This is a genomic window from Streptomyces sp. NPDC033165 (assembly GCF_055577965.1).
Genome location: NZ_JBVIPK010000018.1, coordinates 94,168 through 106,891, shown reverse-complemented (window position 1 = coordinate 106,891; position 12,724 = coordinate 94,168). Strand labels below are relative to the sequence as shown.

The window sequence follows — 12,724 nt, the reverse complement described above, 5'->3', positions numbered from 1 at the left end:
GGGTTGTTCGCGACGGGTCCGTCGGCGGGTGATCTGTTCAGGTTCAGTGGTACGCCGGACGAGTGGAGCAAGGTCGGTGGTCCGGCGGCGCAGTTCGTTGTCGCGGGTGATGGTCTGTTCGCGTTGAGCCCGGACAGGAGTGCTGTCTTGCAGTACTCCGGGCAGGGTGTCGCGTGGACGAAGGTCGGCGGTGCTGCTGGTGAGTTGGTCGCGGGTGGGGCTGGGTTGTTCGCGACGGGTCCGTCGGCGGGTGATCTGTTCAGGTTCAGTGGTACGCCGGACGAGTGGAGCAAGGTCGGTGGTCCGGCGGCGCAGTTCGCGGTCACCGGTAATCATCTGTACGGATTGAGCCCGGACAAGAGTGCCGTATTCCAGTGGTCGGGGACCGGGACGTCGTGGGTCAAGGTCGGTGGAGCCGCTGGTGAGTTGGTCGCGGGTGGGGCTGGGTTGTTCGCGACGGGTCCGTCGACGGGTGATCTGTTCAGGTTCAGTGGTACGCCGGACGAGTGGAGCAAGGTCGGTGGTCCGGCGGCGCAGTTCGCGGTCACCGATGATCATCTGTACGGGCTGAGCCCGGACAAGAGTGCCGTTCTCCAGTGGTCGGGATCCGGGATCGCGTGGAACAAGGTGGGCGGTCCCGCGCACTCCCTCGCAGGCCGATAGCCGAAAGCCGGCACCGAAAGTCGGCACCGAAAGCCGCGGGCGTATCCCATCAGGACCCGAGGGCCCTGTCACTCCGGATCGTTCCGGATGCCGCAGAGAACGCCGGGCAGCTAGCTTCCGAGCGGGCGGAACCACCGGCACACACCGCTCACCGGACCATTTTCCCGACCAGGAGGCGAAGTTGAGCGAGCAGCACCGCACCACCCGCAGGAAGCTTCTCAAGGCCGTCGGCGGGGTCTCCGCCGCCGTGGCCCTCGGCGGCGCGGGCGCCGTCGCGTCGGCCTCGCCCGCGAGCGCGGCAGCCCGGGGCGCCGCCGCCGGTGACGGCTTCGGACTGCACATCGTGGACAGCATGGAGCACGACCCCCGCATGTGGTACTACCGGTTCCAGACCGGTGCGATCGGCGGCTGGGCCCCTGCCGTCAACGTCCTGCTCCCCGACGACTACCACTGGAGCGGTCGCACCTATCCCGTCCTCTACCTCCTCCACGGCGGCGAGCAGGACTTCATCTCCTGGGACCGCTGGGGCATCCGCGCGGCGACCGCAGGCAAGCCGGTCATCGTGGTGATGCCCGACGGCGGACGTGCGGGCTGGTACTCCAACCCGGTGAGCACCAACGTCGGAGCCCGTGACTGGGAGCACTTCCACATCAGCCAGCTGATTCCGTGGATCGATGCGAACTTCCGGACGTACGCCGAATTCGACGGCCGCGCCGTCTCCGGCTTCTCGATGGGCGGCTTCGGCGCGCTGAAGTACGCGGCCAAGTACTGGGGGCACTTCGCCTCGGTGAGCTCCCACTCCGGCCCGGCCAGCCTGCGCGGTCCCGTCGCCGGAGTCAACGGCGCGGTCGTGCACTGGGCCAACGCCTCGTCCGCGGCCGTCGAACTGGGCGGCGGCACCGTCTACGGCGCGCCGCTCTGGGACGAGGCCCGGGTCAGCGCGGACAACCCGGTCGAGCGGCTGGAGAGCTACCGGGGCAAGCGGATCTTCATGGTCGCCGGCACCACCCCCGAGCCGACGTTCTGGGACACGTTCAACGAGGTCGGCGTGCTCGAAACCCAGCGGGAGTTCCGCGGCTTCCTCGACAGGGCGGGCATCCAGCACGAGTCTCACGAGAGGGACGGCGGCCACAAGGTCGACCCCTGGTTCTTCGAGCAGGACCTCAACGGCATCATCGGCCGCCTCCGCAAGGCGTAGCGGCGCAGCCAGGCCAACGGCCCCCCGGCGGCGGCCGCCGCCGGGGGGTGGTCGGTGCCGGGGCGGTCGGTGCCGCACCGGCCACCCCGGACGCCCGGCAGGCCGCCAAGGCCGAGCTGAAGGAGAACGGAACCGAGACCGGAACCGGAACCAGGGCCGGGGAGCCGTGCGGGGCCGGAGCTCAGAGGCGCGAGACGTGGTACTGCCGGATGCGCCAGCCCTCGTCGCCGCGGACGGCGACGAGGGAGAGACGTACGGGTATGTCGCCGTCGTGCTGGTGGAAGACGACCTGGGTGAGGCCGCCGATCCAGTCGTCCCCGCCCCGGTATGCGTGCAGGACGCGGGCGATGGCCCGGGTGCCCGGGGGGACCTGCCGGTAGTAACCGGCGATGCTCTCGGGTCCGGTGACCGGGTCCGGGAACAGGCCCTGGAAGAGCGCGTCCTCGGTGAACAGGGCGGCGGCCCGCTCGGGATCGGGCTCGTTGAACCGGCTCTGCCACTCCTGGAGCAGGTCGCCCAGCACCTCCGTGGCGGCGGTGTTGGCGGCGGTGTTGGCTGTGGTCATCGGATGCCTCCGTCGATGTCGAGGGTGATGCCCGTGGTGAAGGTGTTCTCCATGAGGAACAGGGCGGCGTGCGCGAGTTCGTCGGCCTCCCCGGGCCGGGCGACGGGCAGCCGCCGCGACACCGATTCCCGGTAGGCGGCGTGCTCGTCCGCGGGCATCCGGGACGCGTGGGTGTCCACCGGGCCGGGGGCCAGGGCGTTGACCCGCAGCGGCGCGAGCTCGTGGGTGAGGGACTTCACCAGGCCCTCGATCGCTCCGTTGACCGCGGCGAAGGCCGAGTAGCCGAGTTCGGGCTTGCGGTAGAGGTAGCCGGACATGAGGGTGACCGAGCCGGTCGCCCGCGGGATGCGCGGCAGGGCCGCCTTCAGGACGCGGTACTGGCCCCACCACTTGATCTCGAAGAACCGCCGGAAGTCGTCCTCGCCGAGTTCCTCGAACGGGCCAACGGTGATTCCCGCCGCGCTGGTGAACACGTGGTCAACGCGCTCCAGCGAGCCCACGGCCGCGTCGACGGAGGCGGGATCGGTCACGTCCAGCACGCGGTACTCGGCCCGGCCGCCGATGGTCTCGGCCGCCCGGCGTACGGCGTCCTCGTTGCGGTCGGTGAGGACGACATGGGCGCCGCGCTCGGCTGCCAGTCGCGCCGTGGCCAGGCCGATACCGGCTCCGGCTCCGGTGATGAGCACGGTGGTGCCACTGATGGTCATAGGGAGGTCTCTCCTGCGATTCCTAGGTGGGTGCGGGGTCTGCACTGGAACGCTAAGGGGCCACTCAGCCGATTTCCTTGGAAATTGAGTGCATAATCATGAAATGCTGGATCGTGAAAGGGACAGACAGACCTCTCAGCCGTCCGGGTGCTCGTGCGGGGAGGACCCGTCGACGGTGTGCGCGCAGGGCCTGGCCAGGTACCGCTACGCGGTGATCAAGGGCTGTATGCCGCTGGCCCAGGCGCCCGGGTGCCTGCTACAGCTCGGCCTGGTGACCCCTCCGCCGGACGACCCCAGGCTGCTGGTGCCGGTGGCGCCGGACGTAGCTCTCGATGAGTTGCTGCAACCGCTGGAGGAAGACATCCGGCGCGGCAGGCAGCGCGTGCAGCGGACCCGTTCCGATTTCTCCTCCGTCCAGGCGATGTACCGGGCCGCGGTCCGCGAGGCCCGTTCGAGCGTGGCCCGGATCGACGGCGAAGGTGTGGTCATGCCCACGCTGGAGAAGGCGGTCCGCTCCTGTCGCAGCGAGCTGGCCACGATCCAGCCGCTGGGCGAGCGCAACGCCTTCGACCTGGAAGACCCCCGGCTGGTCCCGCGGGGGGTGACGCACCGCACGCTCTATCCGCATGCGGCGCAGACGAACGCCCAACTGCTTCGGCACATCGCGCGGGTGGAGGAGGCGGGCGGCCATGTCCGCACCGTGGACCAGGTGATCGGCCGGCTCCTGCTGTGCGACCGTTCGAGCGCCTACCTGGTCCACAGCGACGGTTCGCCGCACGCGGGGGCGGTGGAGATCACCCACCCGGGCATCGTGGCCTTCCTCGTCTGCGTGTTCGAGGATGCCTGGCAGCGGGGCACGCCCGTGTCGGCGCCGGTGGTGCGCGCGCGGGAGCCGGTGATCATGGACGAGGTGGAGCGGGCGGTGATGCGGCTCCTCGTGTCCGGTCACACCGACGACGCGATCGCTCGTCGCCTGGGGGTGTCGCGGCGGACTGTGGCCGGTCATGTGTCCCGTATCTCCCAGCAGTTGGGATCGCGGTCGCGGGCGCAGCTCGGCTACCTCATCGCCCAGGCGGAGGCCACGCACGACGGTGCGGAGGACCTTGCCGTTCCCTGATGCCTCTCGTCGCTCCCCGGCGTTCTCGTCGCAGGCCGTCAGCCGCGTCGGCGTAGACGGCCGACTCCGGCGAGAACGCAGGCGAGCAGGGCGGAGGCGAGGATCTGGCCGCGGGCGGACGGGTCGAGGGCCATGGCCGCGATGACGGCCACGAGGACGGCGATCACCGCGATGGTGACACCGGGAAAACCGGGGGTACGCAGGACGAGGAGGTCGGGCTGCGTACGTTCGAGGCGGCGGCGCAGGACCAGGTGGGAGACGGCGACCGTCAGCCACATGAACAGCATGGCACCGCCCATGGCCTCGGCCAGCACCGGCAGTACGTCTCCGGGCCGGGCCGCTTCCAGCGGGATGCACAGGAACCCGATGGCGGCGGACGCGACCACGGCCCGGCGCGGGGAGCCCTTGGGGCTGACCGGGGCGAGGGCTGCCGGGGCGTCGTCGCGCAGGGCGAGCGAGTGCAGCATCCGGGAGGTGCCGTAGAGGTTGGCGTTGAGGGCCGAGAGGAGCGCGATGAGGACGACGGCCTCGGTGACCGTGCCCGCGGCGGGAATGCCGAGCCGTTCCAGGACCTGCGGGTAGGGGCTGTGCCCGGGCCGGGCGGAGGTCCAGGGCAGCAGGGCGGCCAGGACGGCGACCGAGCCGATGTAGAACAGGGCGATACGCCAGATCGCGGACCGTACGGCGCGGGAGACGGCGAGCGAGGGGTTGGCGGACTCGGCGGCGGCCATGGCGATGACCTCCATGCCGCCGAAGGCGAAGATGACGGCGAGCAGAGCGGCGAGGATGCCGGTGACGCCGTGGGGGGCGAAGCCCCCGTGCCCGGTGAGATGGGCCGTGCCGGGGGACGGGGTACCGGGCAGCCAGCCCGCCAGGGCGGCGACGCCGAGCGCGATGAAGGCGATGATGGCGGCGACCTTGAGGGACGCGAACCAGAACTCCGCCTCACCGAACATCTTCACCGACAGCGTGTTCAGCGCGGTGAACAGCGCCATGAAGACGAGGGCGGCGGTCCAGCTGGGCAGTGCCGGTATCCACTGGTGGACGATGCCCGCGGCGGCGACGGCTTCGACGGCGATGGCGATCGCGGTGATCCACCAGTAGAGCCAGCCGGTGGTGAACCCGGCCCAGGGCCCCAGCGCCTTGTCCGCGTAGACGGAGAAGGACCCCGATACGGGGAGGGCGGCGGCCAGTTCGCCCAGCATCCGCATGATGGCGAGGGCGATGAGCGCGGCGAGCAGATAGGAGACGAGGACCGCGGGCCCGGCGAGGGCCAGCCCCTGCCCGGAGCCGACGAAGAGACCGGCGCCGATGACACCGCCGAGGGCGAGCATGGTCAGGTGGCGGGAGGCCAGGTGGGGTTTGAGGCGGTGCTCGGCGGGAGGATGCTGCGGGGGGTGCGGTGCACGGGTAGCGGCAGGTGCGGCCACGGGGCTCCTCGGGAAGGTGCCGGAAGGCAGGGCGGGCGCTGGGAGAACTGGCGGTGCCTGGGAGAACAGGCGGGTGCTGGGAGAACGGGCGGGCGCTGGGCGAGCAGGCGGGGTCTGGAGCCGGGGCCGGGCCGGCCCGTGGAGGTCGGGCCGGCCCGGTGGCGTCACCCGGTGGGTCAGGCGATGCGGGCGAGGGTGGCGGTGTGCAGCTCGCCGACCCGGTCGCCGCTCTCGTTGACGTACGTCCAGTAGACGGAGACGTTCCCGGAGTTCAGGTCCATGACGTGGGAGACGGTCATGCCGGACTCCTCGACCCAGTTGACGTGGTAGATACCGTCGTTGACCTTCTTCACCGCGAGGTCCTGGTCGCCGCTGTTGCCCTTCATCGGGCCCGCGGTCGCCTCCCAGTGGAGCTTGGTGCCGTCGGCGGAGTAGCTGTTGTGGAAGACGACGCCGTTGTCGACCTCCAGGCGGTAGGAGTGTCCGGCGAAGGCGGGCAGCTCGCTGCGGTTCTGCTCGACGGCCGCGCCGGCGGTGGCGCCGGTGCGGGCGGGGGCGTCGGCGGCGGCCGGTCCCGCGAGGGCGACGGCGGAGGCGAGGGCGAGTGCGGGGACGAGGGCCCGGGCAACCCGAGTGGTGTTGACGGTCTTGCGCATGACGGATCAGCTCCTTGCTGCGGTGATGAAGTGGTGTACGGATGAGATGACTTGGCCGCCCGCGCGCTCCGGAGTTCTCGGTACCGGACGCGGGGGCGCCGCCCCGGGAAGCGGGGAGGTCAGGCGTACCGGTAGAACCCGGTGTGGTCGAGCATCTGCCGCGGGGTGACGTCCCACGGTGTGAGCTTCTCGTCGAGGGACAGGACGCGCCCGTGCTGGCTGTCGCCTGCCGCGATGGGCTTCTCCGGCAGGTACTGGGGCACGTCCTTGTGGCGTTCCTGCCACCGCGTCCAGATCAGGTCGATGAAGCAGTGGTGCAGCCAGAAGACCGGGTCGTTCGGTGAACTGCCGCCGGTCATCTGGCCGCCCGCCCAGGCGTGGACGCGGTTGTGGAGCTTCCAGCCCACGTCCTGGCCGACGGTCCAGCCCTCCAGCTTGTTGCGGAAGCCGGTGGTGGTGGCGGTGGAGTCGTACGGGTAGCTGTCGTAGCGCGCGTCGGACAGCGCTTCTTCGAGGTCGGCCGGGCCGGGCAGCGAGACCCCGTTGTTCCAGCCGCCGAAGTCCCGCATGAGGAAAGGGTCGTTGGTGACCTGGACGTTGATGTCCCACCGGCCCGCCCGGTGGGCGAACGGGCCGCTCGTGACCTGGCGGTCACCGGCGCGGCCGTTTCCGCCCAGGAAGTCCTCGGTCCAGGGGATGCCGGTGGTGGACTGCTCGGAGGTCCAGTCCCAGTACGGGAGGGTGACGCGGTCGTCGACCTTGCGCAGCTCGTTCTCGAAGTCGATGAGCATGGCGCGGTGCCAGGGCAGGAAGCTGGGGCCCATGTGGCCGTAGCGCTTGCCGCCCTCGCCGTCGGCGACGAAATAGTGGGCGTGGGTCCTGACGTAGTCGTCGTAGACGCCCTTGCTCTTCACTTCGAGGACCGCGTCGATGAAGCGCTTGCGCTCGACGGCGGTCAGGTCCTTGCAGTTCTTGCGGATGTGCACGGAGAAGGTGCTCCTGCGGTGTCGCTGGGGCGGAGACGGACGGCTGGTGGCGGGCGGCCGGTCAGCCGTGGATGTTGCCCAGGGCCAGCTGGGAGTTGGGGCCGAGGTTGTTGACCGCGGCCTGGGCGCAGGCGCGTGCGGTCGGGAAGGACTCGTAGTGGTTGAGGAGGCTCATGTACGTGCCGTCAGCGCGGCGCATGACGTGCAGCACCCTCCCGTCGATCTTGATCTCGACCGCCGGGGCGGGCGGGAGGCCCTGCTCGTGCGACGAGGCGGCGGCGGTACGGGCCAGGCCCGCGGTGCGCGTCGTGCCCGCGGTGCGGGCCGTGTCCGCGGCGGAGGCCCCGTGGGCGGCCCCGCCGTGGTGGGCGTGGCCCTCCGGGACCGGCCTGCCCTCGATCCGGCGGCCCTTGTAGACCTCGTCGAACGGGACGGCCGGGTCCGTCTCCTCGGCTGCGGCCTGCAGGCGCCGCTCCGGCGACGCGGAGGCCGTGGCCATGGCGGTTACGGCGGTGACGCCGGCGGCGGCGGTCGCCGCGACGGCGGCGTTCCGCAGCAGTGAACGGCGGGTCATGGTGGAGGTGTTGATGGTCCTCAGCCCTTCCGGCCGGTGCCGCTGACGGCGTTGACGATGTCCTGGGCCCGGTCGACGATCGAGGGCATGCCGGAGGTGAAGAACAAGGTGCCCCCGGCGACGTCCCCGATGGCGTAGAGCCGCTGGTGGGGCCGAGCGTCGACGGTCGCCCGGGAGGTGGCCGGTTCGACGGCGATCCCGCCCGCCGGGTGGTACTCGGCGTGCTCCGCCTCCGTCAGGGACGTGAACACGGCACGGGCGGCCTCGGGGATGCGGTGGGCCGGTGCGGAGACGGCGTTCACGACCCGGTCGGCCTCCTCCGACCGGTCCGCGCCGAGCAGGAAGCCCCCGCCGTCACGTGGCTTGACGGTGTGCAGGCCCCGCTCGACGTGCAGTTGGCCCCGGTCGGCCATGTCCAGGAGGACGCGGGCGTTCTCCGGCGGCATCGGGCAGCACAGCGACATGATGCCCCGGTAGAGGTTCTCGCGGATGTAGTCCTGGAGCTCGGGGTGCAGGAGGGGGAAGGCGTCCGGGCCGGTCGTCGGCACGGCCTCCTGCATGACGCGCATGCCGGTGTCGGGGTGGTCGAGCTCCTGGTACTGGCGGCGCAGCCGGTCCAGCGGGTCCTCGCGCTCGGCCGACATCAGTTCGTCCAGGGCGATGGCGGGATCGGCGCCGTGGGCGCGCAGCTCTTCGGCCAGCAGGTCCGTCAGCTGCTCCAGGCCGATCGGGTTGCCGTCGGCGGCGATGTCGTGGATGCGGGCCGGGGTGAAGTGGCGGATCTCGGGGTGTACCGGGCGCTGCCGGATCGCGGGGAGGCATCCGTTGCGGGAGGCCATGACGACCGGTCCGGTGTGTCCGGCCCGGTACAGGGACACGACCGTGTCGACGGCGGCCAGGCCGGTACCGATCACCGCGACCGCCGCGTCCGCGGGGATGGGGGCGAGGGTGTCGGCCAACGGATAGGGGTCGGGGAGGAAGCCTTCCTCACCGGTCAACCCGTAGTGGTCGGCCGGGATTCCGGGCCCGACGGCGCAGATGACATGGCCGAACCGCCAGGTGTCCCCGCTGTCGTCGGTGACGTCGAGCAAGGGGTCCGCGTCCCGCACCCGGGTGACCCGGCGGTGGACGACGGTGACGGGCCTGCCGCGCAGTGACAGGGAGGAGACGGCCTGCTCGGCGGTGTGCTCCAGGTAGGAGCCGAAGACATGGCGTGGCGGAAAGTGGCCGTCCTCGTCCCAGGCGCCGCCGCCGTAGGGGGATTCCGTGCGCTTCAGCCAGTCGGCGAACGCGCCGGGGTCGCCGACGGTGGCGGACATCTCCGCGGGGAGGATGTTGACCAGCACGGAGTCGGCGTCGTGCTGGTAGGCGCGGCCCCGCCACAGCCGGGAGCCGTCGGGTTCGAACACGACCACGCGGCCGTTGCCGGGTTCGGGCAGCCGGGCGAGACGGTCGAGTACCGCTACGGCCGCCGCACCGCCTCCGATGATGGCTATGTCGTCGGCCATGCGCTCGTCGGCCATGCGCTCGTCGGCCGTGCGCTCGTCGGCCGTGCGCTCGTCGGCCGTGCGCTCGTTGGACATCTGATCGGTCATGTCGTTCATGGAGTGTGTGGTTTCCCTGGTCAGACGTTCTGGAGCACGCGGGCGTCTTCCGGGCGCCTGCGACGTTCCTTGACTACGGCGAGGAGCAGCAGGGCCAGGGCGATGACGGCCCACCCGGCCAGTACGGCGAGGGGGGAGCCGCTGCCCGTACCCGCGAAGGAGCCCTCGGCGCGGATGAACGATCCCGCCGCGCCGGGCGGCAGGAGCTGGCCGATGCCGCCGAGCCATCCGGGCAGCAGGTCGGGGCCCGTGGCGATGCCGGAGAGGGGGTTGCCGATCAGGAACATGACGACGGCTCCAGCGGCGATTCCGCCCGGGCCCAGCAGGGCGCCGAGGCCGGTGATGAAGCCCGCCATACCCAGTTCCAGCAGCACGATCGCGGCGGCGTTGGTCAGGAAGGAGCCGGGCAGCACACCGGAGACGACGGTCAGCATGAGTGAGCTGAGGAGTCCCGAGAGGACGGCGAACGCGGCGACGCCGGCGAGGCGCAGGCGGGCGTCGGGCACCTTGAGGACGAGGAGCAGGCCGATGATGACGGAGGTGACGATCAGGGGGAAGAACCCCATGGTCATGCCGGAGCCGTGCGGGTCGCTGCCGTTGGCGGGGACGACCTCCTCGACGAGCTCGGAGGTGCCTGTCAGCTCGGCCAGCCGCCCGGACAGTGCGGCGGACACGGCGGGGGAGGCGGCGGAGGCGACCTTGAGCCGCCAGCCGTGGCCGGCGGCGTCGTCCTGGACGAAGGCGCCGTAGACCTCGCGGTCGCGCAGGAGCGATTCGGCCTGGCCCGCGGTGTCGACCCGACGGGTGTCGAAGTCGTCGCCGTGTGCCCCGAGGAGCGCGTCGAGCTGCTTGTACGGGCCGTTGTCGGCGACGACGGCGACGGGCACGCGGGTGGGCTCCGAGCGGGAGGCCGTCCAGGAGAACCAGCCGCCGACGACGAACTGCACGAGGGCGACGATGATGACGGCCTTGGCCATCTCGCGCTTGGCTGATGTGAGGTGTGCGCTCATGGCGTGTGCTCCGGACTCATCGCTCGTCGAGCAGTTCGGGCTGCTCGGCGGTGATCTCGTCCCACATGACCTGGAAGCTGAAGCGGCCGAGCTGGTCGTCGCCGAATCCGTCGCGAGCGGCGAGGGCCTGCTGGTGGCTCATGGGCTTGGGGGTGCCCGCGGCGAGCGCGGCGAGCTGGACCTGGGCGCACGATTCGTAGGTGAAGAACCAGTGCACGGCCTCTTCGATACTGCCGCCGACGGTGAGCAGTCCGTGGTACCGCAGGAGCAGGGCCCTCTTGTCGCCGAGCCGGCGGGCGATGTCCTCGCCGTGCTCGATCCTGATCGCGGGGCCGTCGTAGTCGCCGTAGAGGACCTGGTTCTCGTAGAAGGCACAGGACTCCTGGTCGAGCGGCTCCAGGAGCCGGTCGAGGGAGCCGAGGGCCCGCGCGTGAACGGTGTGGCCGTGGGCGATGGCCTCGGCCTCGGGCCGCTCGTGGATCTTCGAGTGGATGGTGAAGGCGGAGGGGTTGACCTTCCCCTCGCCCTCGACCACGCGGCCGGTGGCATCCACGCAGATCAGGTCCTTCACCTTGACCTGGTTGAAGGACAGGCCGAAGGGGTTCACCCAGAACCGGTCGTGGTGTTCGGGGTCGCGGACGGAGATGTGGCCGGATATCCCTTCGGCGAACCCCGCCTTCCCGAACAGCCGCATCGCGGCGGCCAGGCGCTGTTTGCGGTGGCGGCGCTCCTCCCCGACCGAGGCGAACACGGCGTCGTCGGGAATGGGCAGTCCGGTCGCGGTGTCGGCCAGGAAGCCGGCCGGCGGGCTGTCTGTCACAACGGTCCCTCTCGTAGTGCTGGGAATGCAGCGGGCGCCGTCGGTGCGGCGCCCAATACGCCAGTGAGCTTGGCCCGATCACGTGTCAACGGGGGTTGGCAATTAGCGCATTTCGGACTTCATGAACCTGCATTGCCGAAATGTGCAGGCAGCTGCACATTTGAGAAGAGTGGCCGAAAGTCCCTGGAAAGAGCTGGCAAAGTCCGGGCCTTGAAGGGCGTGGAGACGGCGGGGTTTCCGGCAGGTGTGTCCGGATCACGCCCTGGCAGCCGGGCGCTGCCGTCGGCCGTATTTCCGGTCCGAGGGCTCGCGGAGGCATGCGAATTCGGCGTGGTGTGCGGGAATGGCGATACGCGTGGCCGTGCGCCTTGCTGTGCGGAAGCGGCGATACCCGCGCTCGTGCGCCCTGTTGTGACGGGCGTCGAGGGCCCCGTCATTTCCCGGGGCGGCGGCCCGACGGCCCGGCGGCTTCGGGTTCCGTCGAAAGGCGCAAACGTTCGGGGGGGGGGAGAGGGAGACCGATGGATGTCGATCGCCACCGGCACTCCCCCTGTTATCTGATGCTCAGGGCGCCGACCTGGCCGGCTGTGCCCCCGGGACCTGGACCTGGACCCGGACCGGGACCCGGAACTGGGACCGGACCCGGGGCCTCGGGTGGCACCTTCTTGACGACGACCGTTTGGGCGGCCTGGCGCTGACTTCTCGCCGGAGCTGTTGAGGCGGAAAGGCGGAAAGGCGGAAAGGCGGGGAGGCGGGAGGCGGGAGGCGTCAGGGTGTGATCCGACGCTCCGCGTTCTCCTGCCACTCCCGGCCGATCGATCGGATGAGAGCCGGGTAGACCCCCAGGTACCGGAAGGGTTTGATGCCGAGCATGTACAGGGAGCCGAGGCGGCCGTTGGGCTTCACCAGGACGGCCATCTGGCCGCGATAGCCGCCGTTCCCGTCGGGGACCCAGCCGATGTGCAGTACCCCGTGCATGGTCCCGTTGGCGTACTCGGCGGCCCACTCGTCGTGTGTCTGGAAGACCGAGGTGAAGGGCGCCGTGCTGAGGTCGGGGCCCCGTGGCCCCTCGCGCAGATCCTCGGGCAGCCGGTCGCGCAGCGTCGCCACCCGGCCGCCGATGCCTGTGCCCGGCTTGTCCCAGCCGAGGAGTGCACCGAGCTTCCAGCGCACCGCGAAAAGGAAGCGGCCCACGGGGTCGCCGCCGTCCGGACCGTCCTTGCCGCTCGCCATCTGATCGACCAGCTGGTGCAGATCGTCCGGGCCGCCCGGCGTCGGCAGTGCCCACACATCCTCCAGCCGGAAGTCGCCGGCGATCTCGTGGATACGCCAGGGGCGGGACGTGTGATCGGTCGGGGGAAGGCGCAGATCGCTCATGGCAGCTTCCTGTCTAT

General features: G+C 70.8%; 13 protein-coding genes. 3 read left to right on the top strand and 10 right to left on the bottom strand.

Translation table 11 applies throughout. The annotated features are described in order from the left end of the window. Window positions 1–663 (top strand): hypothetical protein (locus ACZ5WC_RS30180; protein ID WP_468543778.1); only part of this gene is annotated, 663 nt, incomplete at its 5' end. Window positions 664–844: 181 nt separating this feature from the next. Continuing rightward, window positions 845–1,861 (top strand): alpha/beta hydrolase, encoded by a 1,017-nt coding sequence (locus ACZ5WC_RS30175; protein ID WP_468543777.1) that lies wholly within the window; start codon window positions 845–847, stop codon window positions 1,859–1,861. A gap of 181 nt (window positions 1,862–2,042) precedes the next feature. On the opposite strand, the gene ACZ5WC_RS30170 is transcribed toward ACZ5WC_RS30175, so the two are convergent. Next, a complete protein-coding gene (locus ACZ5WC_RS30170; RefSeq protein WP_468543776.1) occupies window positions 2,043–2,426 on the bottom strand; it encodes a nuclear transport factor 2 family protein in 384 nt (127 codons plus the stop codon). Next, window positions 2,423–3,133: an SDR family NAD(P)-dependent oxidoreductase gene (locus tag ACZ5WC_RS30165; RefSeq protein WP_468543775.1), complete on the bottom strand. Its 711-nt coding sequence runs from the start codon at window positions 3,131–3,133 to the stop codon at window positions 2,423–2,425. Before ACZ5WC_RS30165 ends, ACZ5WC_RS30170 begins: the two co-directional genes overlap by 4 nt. Before the next feature lie 175 nt (window positions 3,134–3,308). Between ACZ5WC_RS30165 and ACZ5WC_RS30160 the strand changes: the two genes are divergently transcribed. Continuing rightward, complete coding sequence (locus ACZ5WC_RS30160; protein ID WP_468543774.1) at window positions 3,309–4,250, top strand: LuxR C-terminal-related transcriptional regulator; 942 nt, start codon at window positions 3,309–3,311, stop codon at window positions 4,248–4,250. 38 nt (window positions 4,251–4,288) lie between these two features. On the opposite strand, the gene ACZ5WC_RS30155 is transcribed toward ACZ5WC_RS30160, so the two are convergent. From ACZ5WC_RS30155 to ACZ5WC_RS30120, 8 genes are all read right to left on the bottom strand, one after another. After that, window positions 4,289–5,680 (bottom strand): amino acid permease, encoded by a 1,392-nt coding sequence (locus ACZ5WC_RS30155; RefSeq protein WP_468543773.1) that lies wholly within the window; start codon window positions 5,678–5,680, stop codon window positions 4,289–4,291. 176 nt (window positions 5,681–5,856) lie between these two features. Beyond that, window positions 5,857–6,336, bottom strand: coding sequence for a MoaF-related domain-containing protein (locus ACZ5WC_RS30150; RefSeq protein ID WP_468543772.1), 480 nt, complete (start codon window positions 6,334–6,336; stop codon window positions 5,857–5,859). A gap of 119 nt (window positions 6,337–6,455) precedes the next feature. After that, window positions 6,456–7,322 carry a tyrosinase family protein gene (locus ACZ5WC_RS30145; protein ID WP_468543771.1) on the bottom strand — a complete coding sequence of 289 codons (867 nt, stop codon included), beginning with the start codon at window positions 7,320–7,322 and terminating at the stop codon, window positions 6,456–6,458. A 61-nt stretch (window positions 7,323–7,383) separates the two neighbouring features. Further along, on the bottom strand, window positions 7,384–7,896 hold the full coding sequence (locus tag ACZ5WC_RS30140; protein ID WP_468543770.1) for a tyrosinase family oxidase copper chaperone: 513 nt from the start codon (window positions 7,894–7,896) through the stop codon (window positions 7,384–7,386). Window positions 7,897–7,916: 20 nt separating this feature from the next. Then, window positions 7,917–9,500 (bottom strand): FAD/NAD(P)-binding protein, encoded by a 1,584-nt coding sequence (locus ACZ5WC_RS30135; protein ID WP_468543769.1) that lies wholly within the window; start codon window positions 9,498–9,500, stop codon window positions 7,917–7,919. A 20-nt stretch (window positions 9,501–9,520) separates the two neighbouring features. Beyond that, window positions 9,521–10,510, bottom strand: a complete 990-nt coding sequence (locus ACZ5WC_RS30130) for a hypothetical protein (RefSeq protein ID WP_468543768.1) — start codon at window positions 10,508–10,510, stop codon at window positions 9,521–9,523. A gap of 16 nt (window positions 10,511–10,526) precedes the next feature. After that, entirely contained in the window at window positions 10,527–11,330 is an 804-nt protein-coding gene (locus ACZ5WC_RS30125) for a class II aldolase/adducin family protein (protein WP_468543767.1), read from the bottom strand. 768 nt (window positions 11,331–12,098) lie between these two features. Further along, the gene (locus ACZ5WC_RS30120) at window positions 12,099–12,707 is read right to left on the bottom strand and encodes a DUF2867 domain-containing protein (RefSeq protein ID WP_468543766.1); all 609 of its coding nucleotides are present in this window, start codon (window positions 12,705–12,707) and stop codon (window positions 12,099–12,101) included. Between the last annotated feature and the right edge of the window lie 17 nt (window positions 12,708–12,724).

Coding starts and splice junctions, on each gene's coding strand:
- ACZ5WC_RS30170 (WP_468543776.1), bottom strand. CDS start 2,426: ATGACCACAGCCAACACCGCCGCCAACACCGCCGCCACGGAGGTGCTG.
- ACZ5WC_RS30165 (WP_468543775.1), bottom strand. CDS start 3,133: ATGACCATCAGTGGCACCACCGTGCTCATCACCGGAGCCGGAGCCGGT.
- ACZ5WC_RS30150 (WP_468543772.1), bottom strand. CDS start 6,336: ATGCGCAAGACCGTCAACACCACTCGGGTTGCCCGGGCCCTCGTCCCC.
- ACZ5WC_RS30140 (WP_468543770.1), bottom strand. CDS start 7,896: ATGACCCGCCGTTCACTGCTGCGGAACGCCGCCGTCGCGGCGACCGCC.
- ACZ5WC_RS30135 (WP_468543769.1), bottom strand. CDS start 9,500: ATGAACGACATGACCGATCAGATGTCCAACGAGCGCACGGCCGACGAG.
- ACZ5WC_RS30130 (WP_468543768.1), bottom strand. CDS start 10,510: ATGAGCGCACACCTCACATCAGCCAAGCGCGAGATGGCCAAGGCCGTC.
- ACZ5WC_RS30120 (WP_468543766.1), bottom strand. CDS start 12,707: ATGAGCGATCTGCGCCTTCCCCCGACCGATCACACGTCCCGCCCCTGG.